Source organism: Pseudomonas sp. USHLN015 (assembly GCF_037153275.1).
Lineage (GTDB): Bacteria > Pseudomonadota > Gammaproteobacteria > Pseudomonadales > Pseudomonadaceae > Metapseudomonas > Metapseudomonas tohonis.
Genome location: NZ_JBBCKP010000003.1, coordinates 181,013 through 194,089 on the forward strand (window position 1 = coordinate 181,013; position 13,077 = coordinate 194,089).

A 13,077-nucleotide genomic window follows, 5' to 3' on the forward strand; every position below is an offset into this window, starting at 1 on the left:
GTGTCACCGTATCCCCTGCAAGCGCGGGCCCTGGCGGCTGTGGCGGTGCCGCGCCGGCACCGCGGGACGTGCTGTCTACCATCCGCCCGGCGCCGCTGGGCGTGGCGGGGCGCGCGGGCTATAATCGCCCACTTTTCCCAACTGCCAGACCGCCGAGACCATGACCGAGTCCGTTCTCGATTACATGACCCGCCTGGGCCGCGCCGCGCGCGCCGCCTCGCGCGTGGCCGCCCGTGCCAGCACCGCGCAGAAGAACCGCGCCCTGCTGGCCGCCGCCGATGCACTGGACGCCGCCCGCGCCGAGCTGTCCGCCGCCAACGAGCAGGACCTGGCCAACGGCCGGGCCAATGGCCTGGAGCCAGCCATGCTGGATCGCCTGGCGCTCACCCCGGCACGCATCGACGACATGATCGAGGGCCTGCGCCAGGTGGCCACCCTGCCGGACCCGATCGGCGAGATCCGCGACATGCGCTACCTGCCTTCGGGCATCCAGGTGGGCAAGATGCGCGTGCCGCTGGGCGTGATCGGCATCATCTACGAGTCGCGCCCGAACGTGACCATCGACGCGGCCAGCCTGTGCCTGAAGTCCGGCAACGCCACCATCCTGCGTGGCGGCTCCGAGGCTATCCATTCCAACCAGGCCATCGCCGCCTGCATCCAGAAGGGCCTGGCCGACGCCGGCCTGCCGGCCGAGCTGGTGCAGGTCGTCGAGACCACCGACCGCGCCGCCGTGGGCGCGCTGATCAGCATGCCGGAGTTCGTCGACGTGATAGTCCCGCGCGGCGGCAAGGGCCTGATCGAGCGCATCAGCCGCGAGGCCAAGGTGCCGGTGATCAAGCACCTGGACGGCATCTGCCATGTCTACATCGACATCGCCGCCGACCTGGACAAGGCGATCCGCGTCGCCGACAACGCCAAGACCCAACGCTACGCGCCCTGCAACACCATGGAGACGCTGCTGGTGCATGCCGGCATCGCCGAGCGCGTGCTGCCGCCGCTGGCCGCCATCTACCGCGACAAGCAGGTGGAACTGCGTGGCGACGCCGCCACCCGCGCGCTGCTGGGTGGCGACGTGCTGGAGGCGACCGAGGAAGACTGGCGCACCGAGTACAACGCGCCGATCCTGTCGATCCGCATCGTCGCGGGCCTGGATGAGGCGATCGAGCACATCAACACCTACGGCTCGCAGCACACCGACGCGATCATCACCGAGAACTTCAGCGACGCCCGTCGTTTCCTCACCGAAGTGGATTCCGCCTCGGTGATGGTCAACGCCTCGACGCGCTTCGCCGATGGCTTCGAGTACGGCCTGGGCGCGGAGATCGGCATCTCCACCGACAAGCTGCACGCCCGTGGACCGGTCGGCCTGGAAGGCCTGACCAGCGAGAAGTACGTGGTGTTCGGCGACGGTCACGTGCGCACCTGATGGGCAAACGCATCGGTCTGTTCGGCGGTACCTTCGATCCTGTGCACATCGGCCACTTGCGTGGTGCGCTGGAGGTCGCCGAGCTGATGGGGTTCGACGAGTTGCGCCTGATCCCCAGCGCCAGGCCGCCGCACCGCGAGACGCCGCAGGTCAGCGCGGCCGATCGCCTGGAAATGGTCCAGCGCGCGGTGGCCGACCTGCCGCCACTGGTGGTGGACGATCGTGAGCTCAAGCGCGACCGGCCGTCCTGGACCATCGACACCCTGGAGTCGCTGCACGCCGAACTCGGCGCCGACGACTCGCTGTACCTGCTGCTGGGCTGGGATGCCTTCTGCGGCCTGCCGGGCTGGCACCGTTGGGAGGAGCTCCTGGAGCACTGCCACATCCTGGTGCTGCAACGGCCGGACGCCGACAGTGAACCACCGGAAGCCCTGCGCGACCTGCTGGCGGCGCGCAGCATCGCCGATCCCCTGGCCCTGGCCGGGCGGGGCGGACAGATTTCCTTTGTATGGCAGGCGCCGCTGGCGGTTTCCGCCACGCAGATCCGCCAGCTGCTGGCCACCGGGCGCTCGGTACGCTTCCTCGTACCCGACGCGGTGCTGGCCTATATCCATGAGCACGGCCTGTACCGTGCGACGAACTGATTGATCGAGGTAGAAGAACCGATGCAAAACGAAGAACTGGTCAAGGTCGCCATCGCGGCCCTGGAAGACATGAAGGCCCAGGACATCACCACCATCGATGTGCGCGGCAAGACCAGCGTCACCGACTTCATGGTGATCGCCAGCGGCACCTCCAGCCGCCACGTCAAGTCGATCGCCGACAACGTGCTGGAGAAGGTCAAGGAACAGGGCCAGCGCCCGCTGGGCAGCGAAGGCCTGGACAGCGGCGAGTGGGCCCTGCTGGACCTGGGCGATGTGGTCGTGCACGTGATGCAGGTCGCCACCCGCCAGTTCTACGACCTCGAGCGCCTGTGGCAGGGTGCCGAGCAGAGCCGCGCCCAGCATCCCCAGGAATAACGGAGCACCGCCTTGCGTCTGCGTCTGATCGCCGTCGGCTCGCGCATGCCCCGCTGGGTGGAGGAGGGCTGGCACGAGTACGCCAAGCGCCTGCCTTCCGAGCTTTCCCTGGAACTGGTGGAGATCCCCCTGACCACGCGCGGCAAGAACGCCGACGTGGCGCGGATGATCCGCCAGGAAGGGGAGGCGATGCTGGCCAAGGTGCAGCCCGGGGAACGCATCGTCACCCTGGAAGTCGAAGGCCGCGCCTGGAGCACCGAGCAACTGGCGGTGGAGCTGGACCGCTGGCGCCTCGACGCGCGCACCGTGAACCTCATGGTCGGCGGCCCGGAAGGGCTGGCACCGGAGGTCTGCGCGCGCAGCGAACAGCGCTGGTCGCTGTCGCCGCTGACCCTGCCGCACCCGCTGGTGCGGATCCTGGTGGGCGAACAGATCTATCGAGCCTGGACCGTGCTGTCCGGCCACCCCTATCACAAGTAAGCCGTACCGATGCCGCAGCCGATCCGCCTGAAAGACCACGAGAAGGACGCCCGCCTGGTGCGTCGTCGCGTCGTCGTCGGCGCGGTGCTGGTGCTGTTGCTGACCTGCGTGCTGATCGCCCGCCTCTATTACCTGCAGGTGATCCAGTACGAGTACCACTCGACGCTCTCCGAGAACAACCGCGTCCACGTCCAGCCGATCCCGCCGACCCGTGGCCTGATCTACGACCGCAACGGGCTGATCATCGCCGACAACCGCCCGAGCTTCAGCCTGACGGTGACGCGTGAGCGCGCCGGCGACTGGGAGCAGACGCTGGACGTGATCGTCGAGGCGCTGCAGTTGACGCCGGATGACCGCGCGCTGTTCGAGAAGCGCATGAAGCAGGGGCGTCGCCCGTTCGAGCCGGTGCCCATCCTCTTCGAGCTGTCGGAGGAACAGATCGCCCGCGTGGCGGTGAACCAGTTCCGCCTGCCGGGCGTGGAGGTGGTCGCGCAACTGGTGCGCCACTACCCGCAGGGCGCGCACTTCGCCCATTCGGTGGGCTACGTCGGGCGCATCAACGAGAAGGAGCTCAAGGAGCTCGACCCGATCAACTACAGCGGCACCCACCACATCGGCAAGACCGGCATCGAGCGCTTCTACGAGGACACGCTGCACGGCGAGGTGGGTTACGAGGAAGTCGAGACCAACGCCCGTGGCCGTGTGCTGCGGGTGCTCAAGCGCACCGATCCGAAGCCGGGCAAGGACCTGGTGCTGACCATCGATACGCGCCTGCAGGAGGCGGCGGAAGCGGCGCTTGGCGGGCGCCGGGGCGCCATCGTGGCCATCGAGCCGTCCAGCGGCGATGTGCTGGCGATGGTCAGCCAGCCGAGCTTCGACCCGAACCCCTTCGTCACCGGCATCAGCTTCAAGCAGTACGCCGAGCTGCGCGACTCCATCGACCGGCCGCTGTACAACCGCGTGCTGCGCGGGCTCTATCCGCCGGGGTCGACGGTCAAGCCGATGGTGGCGGTCTCGGGGCTGGAAGCCGGCGTGGTCACCCCCGAGTCGCGGGTGTTCGACCCGGGCTTCTACCAACTGCCCAACTACGATCACAAGTACCGCAACTGGAACCGCACCGGTGACGGCTGGGTGAGCCTGGAGACCGCGATCATGCGGTCCAACGACACCTACTTCTACGACCTTGCCCACAAGATGGGCATCGACCGCCTGCATGCCTCCATGAGCCGCTTCGGCTTCGGCCAGAAGGTGGCCCTGGACATGTTCGAGGAGACCACCGGGCTGATGCCGTCGCGCGACTGGAAGCGCGCCCGCTACCGCCAGGCCTGGTACCCGGGCGAGACCCTGATCCTCGGCATCGGCCAGGGCTACATGCAGGCCACGCCGCTGCAACTGGCCCAGGCCACCGCGCTGATGGCCAACCGGGGCAAGTGGATCCGCCCGCACCTGGCCAAGACCATCGAGGGCAAGCCGCCGGAAGATCCGAACCCGATGCCGGACATCACGCTGCGCGACCCGAAGTTCTGGGACTACGCGCGCTCCGGCATGGAGCAGGTGATGCACGGCGCGCGGGGCACCGCCCGCAAGGTCGGCGATACCTCGGTCTACCGCATCGCCGGCAAGTCCGGTACCGCGCAGGTGGTGGCGATCAAGCAGGGCGAGAAGTACGACCGCTCGAAGGTCCAGGAGCGCCACCGCGACCACGCGCTGTTCATCGGCTTCGCCCCGGCCGACAACCCGAAGATCGCCGTCGCGGTGATGGTGGAGAACGGTGAGTCCGGCTCCGGTGTCGCCGCGCCCGTGGTCAAGCAGGTGATGGATGCCTGGCTGCTGGGCCCCGATGGGCAGCTCAAGCCCGAGTTCCAGTCGCCGCAGGCGCCCCTGACCGCCGAGAAGAGCCCGAGCCGATGAACAGCAACTTCGACCGCACCCTGTCCAACGAGGACGTGATGCGCCGCCGCGCCAGCCTGCTGCAGCGCCTGCACATCGATGGCCAGTTGCTGCTGCTCCTGCTGGTGCTGGCCGCCGGCAGCCTGTTCGTCCTCTATTCGGCCAGCGGCAAGCACTGGGACCTGCTGATGAAGCAGGCGTCGTCCTTCGGCCTGGGGCTGGTGGCGATGGTGGTCATCGCCCAGTTCGAGCCACGCTTCCTCGCCCGCTGGGTGCCCCTGGGCTACGTCGGCGGCGTGTCGCTGCTGATCGTGGTCGACATCATGGGCCACAACGCCATGGGCGCCACGCGCTGGATCAACATCCCGGGGGTGATCCGCTTCCAGCCCGCGGAGTTCATGAAGATCCTCATGCCGGCGACCATCGCCTGGTACCTGTCCAAGCGAACGCTGCCCCCCAAGCTCAAGCATGTGGTGGTGAGCCTGGCGCTGATCGTGGTGCCCTTCATCCTGGTGGTGCGCCAGCCGGACCTCGGCACCGCGCTGCTGATCCTCGCCTCGGGGGCCTTCGTGCTGTTCATGGCCGGGCTGCAGTGGCGCTGGATACTCGGCGCGGTCACGGCGGTGGTGCCGGTCGCGGTGGGGATGTGGTTCTTCGTCATGCACGACTACCAGAAGCAGCGGGTGCTGACCTTCCTCGACCCGGAAAGCGACCCGCTGGGCACCGGCTGGAACATCATCCAGTCGAAGGCGGCGATCGGCTCGGGCGGGGTGTTCGGCAAGGGCTGGCTGCTGGGCACCCAGTCGCACCTGGATTTTTTGCCCGAAAGCCACACGGACTTTATCATTGCCGTCCTCGGCGAAGAGTTCGGCCTGGTCGGCGTGTGCATCCTGCTGCTGGTCTACATGCTGTTGATCGGCCGCGGCCTGGTCATCACCGCGCAGGCACAGACCCTGTTCGGCAAGCTGCTGGCGGGCAGCCTGACCATGACCTTCTTCGTCTACGTGTTCGTCAACATCGGCATGGTCAGTGGCCTGCTGCCGGTGGTGGGAGTGCCCCTTCCCTTCATTAGCTACGGCGGAACTTCGCTGGTTACGCTGCTGTCAGGGTTTGGGGTTTTGATGGCCATCCATACCCATCGCAAGTGGATCGCCCAGGTTTGATACGAGTGAATAATTTGAAAATACTGCGCAGCTGGATGGTGCGGGGGACCCTGGGTCTCGGCGGCGTGCTGGGAGCCGCCGCGCCGGCCCTGGCGGGGGACTACGAAGGCAGCCCGCAGGTCGCCGAGTTCGTTGCGGAGATGACCCGTGACTATGGCTTCGCCGGGGAGCAACTGGTCAGCCTGTTCCGCGAGGTGGAGCGCAAGCAGGCGATCCTCGATGCGATTTCGCGGCCGGCCGAGCGGGTCAAGCCTTGGAAGGAATACCGCCCGATCTTCATCACCGATGCGCGCATCCAGAAAGGCGTGGCCTTCTGGAACCAGCACGCCGACGCCCTGGCCCGTGCCGAGAAGGAGTACGGCGTGCCGGCCCAGGTGATCGTGGCGATCATCGGCGTCGAGACCTTCTATGGCGGCAACACCGGCAGCTACCGGGTGATCGATGCCCTGTCGACCCTGGGCTTCGACTACCCGCCGCGTGCCGAATTCTTCCGCAAGCAGTTGAAGGAGTTCCTCCTGCTGGCGCGCGAGGAGCAGGTCGACCCGCTCACTCTGAAGGGCTCCTACGCCGGCGCCATGGGGCTGCCGCAGTTCATGCCCAGCAGCTTCCGCGCCTATGCGGTGGACTTCGACGGCGACGGCCACATCGATATCTGGACCAACCCGGTGGACGCCATCGGCAGCGTGGCCAGCTACTTCAAGCGCCATGGCTGGGTGGCCGGCGAGCCGGTGGTCAGCCGCGCCCAGGTGCGTGGCGAGAATGCCGAGCAGGGCCTCACCGAAGGCCTGGACCCGGTGAAGAATGTCGGCGAACTGCGTGCCCTGGGCTGGGCAAGCGGGGATGCCTTGCGCGATGATCTCGCCGTCACGGCCTTCAGGCTGGATGGCGCGGACGGCATGGAGTACTGGATGGGCCTGCCCAACTTCTACGTGATCACCCGCTACAATCGCAGCGTGATGTATTCCATGGCGGTGCATCAGCTTTCAGAATCCTTGGTCAATGCGCGGGGCGGGCGTTAACACATGCGGCAGATGCCGATCAGATTCGCAGCTTACGGTGCCTTGGTGCTGCTGCTCGCCAGCTGCTCCAGCAGCCGTTCCCCGCAGCCGGTACAACAAGGCGGGCCGATCTCCGGTCCTGGCGACTACTCGCGTCCGCACAAGGACGGCGCGCCCTGGTGGGACGTCGACGTCTCGCGGATCCCCGACGCGGTGCCGATGCCGCACTACGGCTCGATCAAGGCCAACCCCTATACGGTGCTGGGCAAGACCTACTACCCGATGAGCGATGCGCGCCGCTACCAGGCCACCGGCACCGCTTCCTGGTATGGCACCAAGTTCCATGGGCAGGCCACCGCCAACGGCGAGGCCTACGACCTCTATGGCATGACCGCCGCGCACAAGACCCTGCCGCTGCCGAGCTACGTCAAGGTGACCAACCTGGACAACGGCCGCACGGTGATCCTGCGCGTGAACGACCGTGGCCCGTTCTACTCCGACCGCATCATCGACCTGTCCTTCGCCGCCGCGAAGAAGCTCGGCTATGCCGAGACCGGCACCGCGCGGGTCAAGGTCGAGGGCATCGACCCCAACGAGTGGTGGGCCGCCCAGGGCCGTCCGGTGCCGATGGTGCTGGCGCAGCCGCAGCAGGTGGCCAAGCCCCAGCCGGCGCCCGCGCCCGTGCAGGTCGCCAGCGCCCCGGTCGAGCAGTACACCCCGCCGCCCGCGCAGCACGCGGCCGCCGTGCTGCCCGTGCAGATCGACGCAAAAAAAAACGGTTCACTCGGAGCATCTGGCCTGTATCTCCAGGTGGGCGCCTTCGCCAATCCGGACGCTGCGGAGCTCCTCAAGGACAAGCTGAGCGGGATGGTGAGTGCCCCGGTATTCATCAGCTCGGTCGTGCGCAATCAGCAGATCCTGCACCGGGTGCGCCTGGGGCCGATCGACACGCAGGGTGAAGCGCAGCAATTGCAGGACAGCGTTCGCCTGGCCAACCTCGGCCAGCCGACCCTGGTGAAGCCGGACTGACGGCTTCGTTCTTTGCCCGCGAGGGCCTGTTAGACCATTAGCAACTTCAGAGAGACGGATGAACATCATCAGCTTTGCGAAACGCCTTCTACTGCCAGCAGCCCTGCTCATCGCCGCGCCGGTCGCCCTGGCCGCCGAGCAGATCGTCCCATCGCCGCCGCAACTGGCTGCCAAGGCCTATGTGCTGATGGATGCCGCCAGTGGCCAGGTCCTGGTCGAGAACAACGGTGACGAGCGCCTGCCGCCCGCGAGCCTGACCAAGCTGATGACCGCGTACATCGCCACCCTGGAGATCCGCAAGGGCCAGATCGGCGAGAACGACCCGGTGACCATCAGCGAGCACGCCTGGCGCACCGGCGGTTCGCGCATGTTCGTCCAGGTCAACACCCAGGTGTCCCTGAGCGACCTGCTGCACGGCATCATCATCCAGTCCGGCAACGACGCCAGCGTCGCCGTGGCCGAGCACATCGCCGGCAGCGAAGACGCCTTCGCCGACATGATGAACACCACCGCCGAGAAGCTCGGCATGACCGGCAGCCACTTCATGAACGCCACCGGCCTGCCCAATCCGGAGCACTACTCCACCGCGCACGACATGGCCCGCCTGGCCCGCGCGATCATCTACGAGGACCCGGCGCACTACGCCATCTACTCGCAGAAGGAGTTCTTCTGGAACAACATCAAGCAGCCCAACCGCAACCTGCTGCTGTGGCGCGACAAGACCGTGGACGGCCTGAAGACCGGCCACACCGAGGAAGCCGGTTTCTGCCTGGTGGCCTCCGCCGTGCGTGACAACCAGCGCCTGATCGCCGTGGTGTTCGGCACCAACAGCGAGCAGGCCCGTGCCGCCGAGACCCAGAAGCTGCTGACCTACGGTTTCCGTTTCTTCGAGACCAAGACCTTCTACCAGAAGGGCGCCGAGCTGGCCAAAGCCCAGGTCTGGAAGGGCGCTTCGCGCGAAGTGAAGGCTGGCCTGGCCAGCGATCTGACCATGACCCTGCCCAAGGGCCAGCTGCAGAAACTGCAGGCCGCCATGACCCTGTCCCCGCAACTGGTCGCGCCCATCAAGCAGGGCGACGTGATCGGCAAGGTCGAGGTCAAGCTGGACGACAAGGTGGTGCACAGCGCCGACCTGGTCGCCCTGGAGGCCGTCGAAGAAGGTGGCTTCTTCCGCCGCCTGTGGGATAGCATCCGCCTGTTCTTCTACGGCCTGTTCAACTGAGCCGAGCCGTACCAACCGACCTACTGAGCCGGCGCCCCGCACCCCACCCGGGTGGCGGGGCGTCCGCATCGCGGACCACGAGTCCGCCGCCGCCATGACCGACGAAACCGACGTACAAGCCCCAAAAATCGAATTCCCCTGCGAGCGCTACCCGATCAAGGTGATCGGCGATGCCGGCGAGGGCTTCTCCGACCTGGTCGTCGAGATCATTCAGCGCCATGCGCCGGACCTCGACGTCACCACCCTGGTGGCACGCGACAGCCGCAACGGCCGCTTCCTCTCCGTGCAGGTACTGATCACCGCCACCAGCGTCGACCAGTTGCAGGCGATTCACGTCGACCTGCGCGCTACCGGCCGCGTGCACATGGTGCTCTAGTGGCGCCCGAGCTCATCGTGCGTCACCTGGGGTTGGCCGAATACCTGCCGACCCTGGAGGCGATGCGCCGGCTCACCGCCGAGCGCGACGACACCACCCCCGACGAAATCTGGCTGCTGCAGCACCCCCGGGTATTCACCCAGGGGCAGGCCGGCAAGGCCGAGCACCTGCTGGCACCGGGCGATATCCCGGTGGTGCAGGTTGATCGTGGCGGCCAGGTGACCTACCACGGTCCCGGCCAACTGGTGGGCTACCTGATGCTCGACCTGCGCCGCCTGGGCCTGGGTGTGCGCGAGCTGGTGACGACCATGGAGCTGAGCCTGGTCGAGCTGCTGGCCGGCTACGGCATCGAGGCGGCGCCCAGGGCGGATGCGCCCGGGGTCTACGTGGCGGGCGACAAGATCGCCTCGCTGGGCCTGCGGGTCAGCCGCGGCTGTTCCTTCCACGGCCTGGCGCTCAACGTGGACATGGACATGTCGCCCTTCCAGCGCATCAACCCCTGCGGTTACGCCGGCCTGAAGATGGTGCAGCTCAAGGAACTGGTCGCACCGGCGCCGTCCCTCGACGAGGTGGCGCAGCGCCTGGAGCGGATCCTGCGCGAGCGGCTGTACCCGCGCTAGACGGGTACGAAAAAGGCGCCCGGTGGGCGCCTTTTTCATAAGCCTGGTCTTCCTTCATCGCAACCCGCCCCGGTTTCCCGGGGCGGCCTTGCCGTGGTCGCTCAACCCAGGTTGAGGGCAGGGATGAGGCTCGTGTCCTGGGGCTGGCCCGGCACCGGTACCGGCGCGGCGAGGCCCAGGTTGTTCTTCTCGAACACCCGGTCGGCGCGGTAGCTGGAGCGCACCAGCGGGCCGGCGGCGACTTCCATGAAGCCCTTCTCCAGGCCGATGTCGCGGAAGCGGTTGAACTCCTCGGGGCTGACCCAGCGCTGGACCTTGAGGTGGTTGCGGGTCGGTTGCAGGTACTGGCCGAGGGTCAGGATGTCGACGCCGATGGCGCGCAGGTCGTCCATGGCCTCGATGACTTCCTCGTCGGTCTCGCCCAGGCCGAGCATCAGGCTGGTCTTGGTCAGTACGGAAGGGCGGTGGCGCTTGGCGTGCGCCAGGGCATTCAGGGTCTTCTCGTAGCCGGCGCGGGGGTCGCGCACCTCGTGGGTCAGGCGCTTGACCGTCTCGACGTTCTGCGCGAACACCTCGAGGCCCGAGTCGACCACGCGCTCGATGGCCTGGAGGTCACCGTCGAAGTCGGGCGTGAGGGCTTCCACCACCACATTGGGGGTACGTTCCTTGATGGCGCGCACGCAGGCCGCGTAGTGGCTGGCGCCACCGTCGTCGAGGTCGTCGCGGTCCACCGAGGTCAGCACGATGTAGCGCAACGCCATCAGCTCGACGGACTTGGCAGTGTTCTGCGGCTCTTCCTGGTCCAGCCAGCCATTGGGGTTGCCGGTGTCCACGGCGCAGAAGCGGCAGGCGCGGGTGCACACCGAGCCCATCAGCATGATGGTGGCGGTGCCGTTGGACCAGCACTCGCCCATGTTCGGGCAATGGGATTCCTGGCACACGGTGCTCAGGCGGTGCTCGCCGACGTTGCGCTTGACCGCCTCGAAACGGCTGCCGCCGGGAGCCTTCACCCGCAACCAGCTGGGCTTGGGTTCGAATACCTGGGGTTCGGCCGAGGCGCGGCGCTTCTGGCCATCCTTGATCGCCGTGATGCCCTGGGCATTACGGAACTTCTCGCCACTGGCGACGGGTTTGGACGGGGCTGAATCGGACATCGGAACTGGCTCCGCTAGAGGCTCAGTTGGCTGCCACGGGGGCAAAAAGGGGTGGCGCAGTGTAACACAGCGGCCTGTGTCGGCTGGAGCGAAATGACCGGATGGTCAGCTGCCCGCCTGTACGGTCCGGAGGGGCCCCGGCTGTGGCCGGGCGACCCGTAGCTCCGTTCAGGCGGGGCGCTTCAGCGTGCGCTGCGCAATTGCTCGAGCAGCTGCTGGTTGGGGTAGCCGTCGGCCGGCCAGCCGAGCTGCTGCTGGTAGCCACGGATGGCCTTGCGGGTGTTGGCACCGATGATGCCGTCGGCGGCACCGGGGTTGTAGCCACCGCTGGCCAGGGCTTCCTGCAGTTCGATGCGCTCGGTGCGGCTCAGGGGCTTGTCGCCCTTGGGCCAGGTGCCGGCGATCAGCCCCTGGCCGTCGAAGCGCTGGGACAGCAGGCCGATGGCCAGGGCGTAGGAAGACGAGTTGTTGTACTTGAGGATGGCGCGGAAGTTGTCCAGCACCAGGAATGCCGGGCCGCGGTAGCCGGCCGGCAGCAGCAGGTAGCCGCGCTCCTGGGCCAGGTGCGCGGGCAACGGTACGCGCACGCCCAGCGCCTGCCACTCGGCCACGGTCTTGCGGGTGTCGGTGTCGGCCTGAGCGTAGTCGAAGCCGGCTGGCAGCTTCACTTCGGCGCCCCATGGCTTGCCCTTCTTCCAGCCCGAGGCCTGCAGGTAGTGGGCAGTGGAGGCCAGGGCGTCGGCGGTGGAGTTCCAGATGTCGCGGCGGCCGTCGCCGTCGAAGTCCACCGCATGGGTGTTGTAGGTGGTGGGGATGAACTGGGTCTGGCCCATGGCGCCGGCCCAGGAGCCACGCATGCCGGAGGGCTTGATGTCGCCGTGCTGGATGATCTCCAGGGCGGCGATCAGCTGGGCGTGAGCGAAGGCCGGGCGGCGACCTTCGTAGGCCAGGGTGGCGAGGGAGCGGATCACCGACTTGTCGCCCATGAACTGGCCGAAGCTGCTTTCCATGCCCCAGACGGCCACTAGGGTCTGGCGGTCAACGGCGTAGCGCTGCTCGATGGCGTCGAGTATCCGCGCGTGTTCCGCCAGCAGGACCTGGCCCTTGCGCACGCGGTACGGCGACATGGCCCCTTCGAGGTATTCCCAGACCGGCCGGGTGAACTCGGGCTGGCTCTGGTCGGCGGTGACCACGGCAGGGTCCGGTTCGACGCCCTGGAAGGCCTGGTCGAAAATGGTGGCGCGGATGCCGGCGGCCAGGGCTTCCTGGCGGAAGCGGGCACGCCATTGCTCGAAGGTCTCCTCGGGCAGCACTTCGGGTGCGACCGGCGGCTGGGCAGGGGAGGCTTGGGCGGCGGGTTGCGCCGGGGCGCTGGCCAGGGGAGCGGAGGTGTTCGGGGTGTCGGCGCAGGCGCTGAGGACTGCGAGGGTGGTGGCCACTGCCAGGCTGCGGAGGATCAGGCCGGGTACGGGGGCGAGGAGCATGGGGCGGTCTCGACAGCTGCAAAAACAAGCCGCGACCTTAACACGGATGACTCTTTTCAGGCGGCCAGAAGCGAAGAAGCCTCCCAGTTACGGGAGGCTTCGCGGCGGTAGCTGCCTTTGCCTTTCAGTGGCTGTTCCTGGCGGCTGCGGAACAGGGGCTGGGCGACGATGCTCTTCGCCTTGTTGGGTTTCTTGCGTTGCTTGGCCATGGCCGAC

The 13,077-nt window shown here is 67.4% G+C and carries 14 protein-coding genes; 11 read left to right on the top strand and 3 right to left on the bottom strand.

Features of this window, described 5'->3' with window-relative positions; genetic code table 11:
* Positions 1–160: 160 nt before the first annotated feature.
* The 11 genes from WFQ67_RS07030 to lipB all read left to right on the top strand — a co-directional run bounded on the left by WFQ67_RS07030 (position 161) and on the right by lipB (position 10,223).
* On the top strand, positions 161–1,426 hold the full coding sequence (locus WFQ67_RS07030; protein ID WP_173178476.1) for a glutamate-5-semialdehyde dehydrogenase: 1,266 nt from the start codon (positions 161–163) through the stop codon (positions 1,424–1,426).
* Entirely contained in the window at positions 1,426–2,070 is a 645-nt protein-coding gene (gene nadD / locus WFQ67_RS07035) for a nicotinate-nucleotide adenylyltransferase (RefSeq protein ID WP_111261516.1), read from the top strand. The genes WFQ67_RS07030 and nadD overlap by 1 nt, the downstream gene beginning before the upstream one ends.
* A 21-nt stretch (positions 2,071–2,091) precedes the next feature.
* Positions 2,092–2,445 carry a ribosome silencing factor gene (gene rsfS, locus WFQ67_RS07040; protein ID WP_111261536.1) on the top strand — a complete coding sequence of 118 codons (354 nt, stop codon included), beginning with the start codon at positions 2,092–2,094 and terminating at the stop codon, positions 2,443–2,445.
* 12 nt (positions 2,446–2,457) lie between these two features.
* A complete protein-coding gene (gene rlmH / locus WFQ67_RS07045) occupies positions 2,458–2,925 on the top strand; it encodes a 23S rRNA (pseudouridine(1915)-N(3))-methyltransferase RlmH (protein ID WP_173178477.1) in 468 nt (155 codons plus the stop codon).
* A gap of 9 nt (positions 2,926–2,934) precedes the next feature.
* A complete protein-coding gene (gene mrdA, locus WFQ67_RS07050) occupies positions 2,935–4,836 on the top strand; it encodes a penicillin-binding protein 2 (RefSeq protein WP_173178478.1) in 1,902 nt (633 codons plus the stop codon).
* A gap of 38 nt (positions 4,837–4,874) precedes the next feature.
* Complete coding sequence (gene rodA / locus WFQ67_RS07055) at positions 4,875–5,978, top strand: rod shape-determining protein RodA (protein WP_173178514.1); 1,104 nt, start codon at positions 4,875–4,877, stop codon at positions 5,976–5,978.
* A 14-nt stretch (positions 5,979–5,992) separates the two neighbouring features.
* Positions 5,993–6,997: a lytic murein transglycosylase B gene (gene mltB / locus WFQ67_RS07060; protein ID WP_213628357.1), complete on the top strand. Its 1,005-nt coding sequence runs from the start codon at positions 5,993–5,995 to the stop codon at positions 6,995–6,997.
* Positions 6,998–7,009: 12 nt separating this feature from the next.
* Positions 7,010–8,005, top strand: coding sequence for a septal ring lytic transglycosylase RlpA family protein (locus tag WFQ67_RS07065; RefSeq protein WP_371921689.1), 996 nt, complete (start codon positions 7,010–7,012; stop codon positions 8,003–8,005).
* Positions 8,006–8,063: 58 nt separating this feature from the next.
* Positions 8,064–9,227: a D-alanyl-D-alanine carboxypeptidase family protein gene (locus tag WFQ67_RS07070; RefSeq protein ID WP_173178480.1), complete on the top strand. Its 1,164-nt coding sequence runs from the start codon at positions 8,064–8,066 to the stop codon at positions 9,225–9,227.
* A 94-nt stretch (positions 9,228–9,321) separates the two neighbouring features.
* A complete protein-coding gene (locus WFQ67_RS07075; protein ID WP_111261509.1) occupies positions 9,322–9,603 on the top strand; it encodes a DUF493 domain-containing protein in 282 nt (93 codons plus the stop codon).
* Complete coding sequence (gene lipB, locus WFQ67_RS07080; RefSeq protein ID WP_213628358.1) at positions 9,603–10,223, top strand: lipoyl(octanoyl) transferase LipB; 621 nt, start codon at positions 9,603–9,605, stop codon at positions 10,221–10,223. Before WFQ67_RS07075 ends, lipB begins: the two co-directional genes overlap by 1 nt.
* Positions 10,224–10,324: 101 nt before the next feature.
* Here lipB and lipA read toward each other — a convergent pair whose 3' ends face one another.
* The 3 genes from lipA to arfA all read right to left on the bottom strand — a co-directional run bounded on the left by lipA (position 10,325) and on the right by arfA (position 13,070).
* Complete coding sequence (gene lipA / locus WFQ67_RS07085) at positions 10,325–11,377, bottom strand: lipoyl synthase (protein WP_111261507.1); 1,053 nt, start codon at positions 11,375–11,377, stop codon at positions 10,325–10,327.
* Positions 11,378–11,559: 182 nt separating this feature from the next.
* Positions 11,560–12,861, bottom strand: coding sequence for a lytic murein transglycosylase (locus WFQ67_RS07090; protein WP_337056476.1), 1,302 nt, complete (start codon positions 12,859–12,861; stop codon positions 11,560–11,562).
* Positions 12,862–12,917: 56 nt separating this feature from the next.
* A complete protein-coding gene (arfA, locus tag WFQ67_RS07095; RefSeq protein ID WP_044410741.1) occupies positions 12,918–13,070 on the bottom strand; it encodes an alternative ribosome rescue factor ArfA in 153 nt (50 codons plus the stop codon).
* Positions 13,071–13,077: the final 7 nt, after the last annotated feature.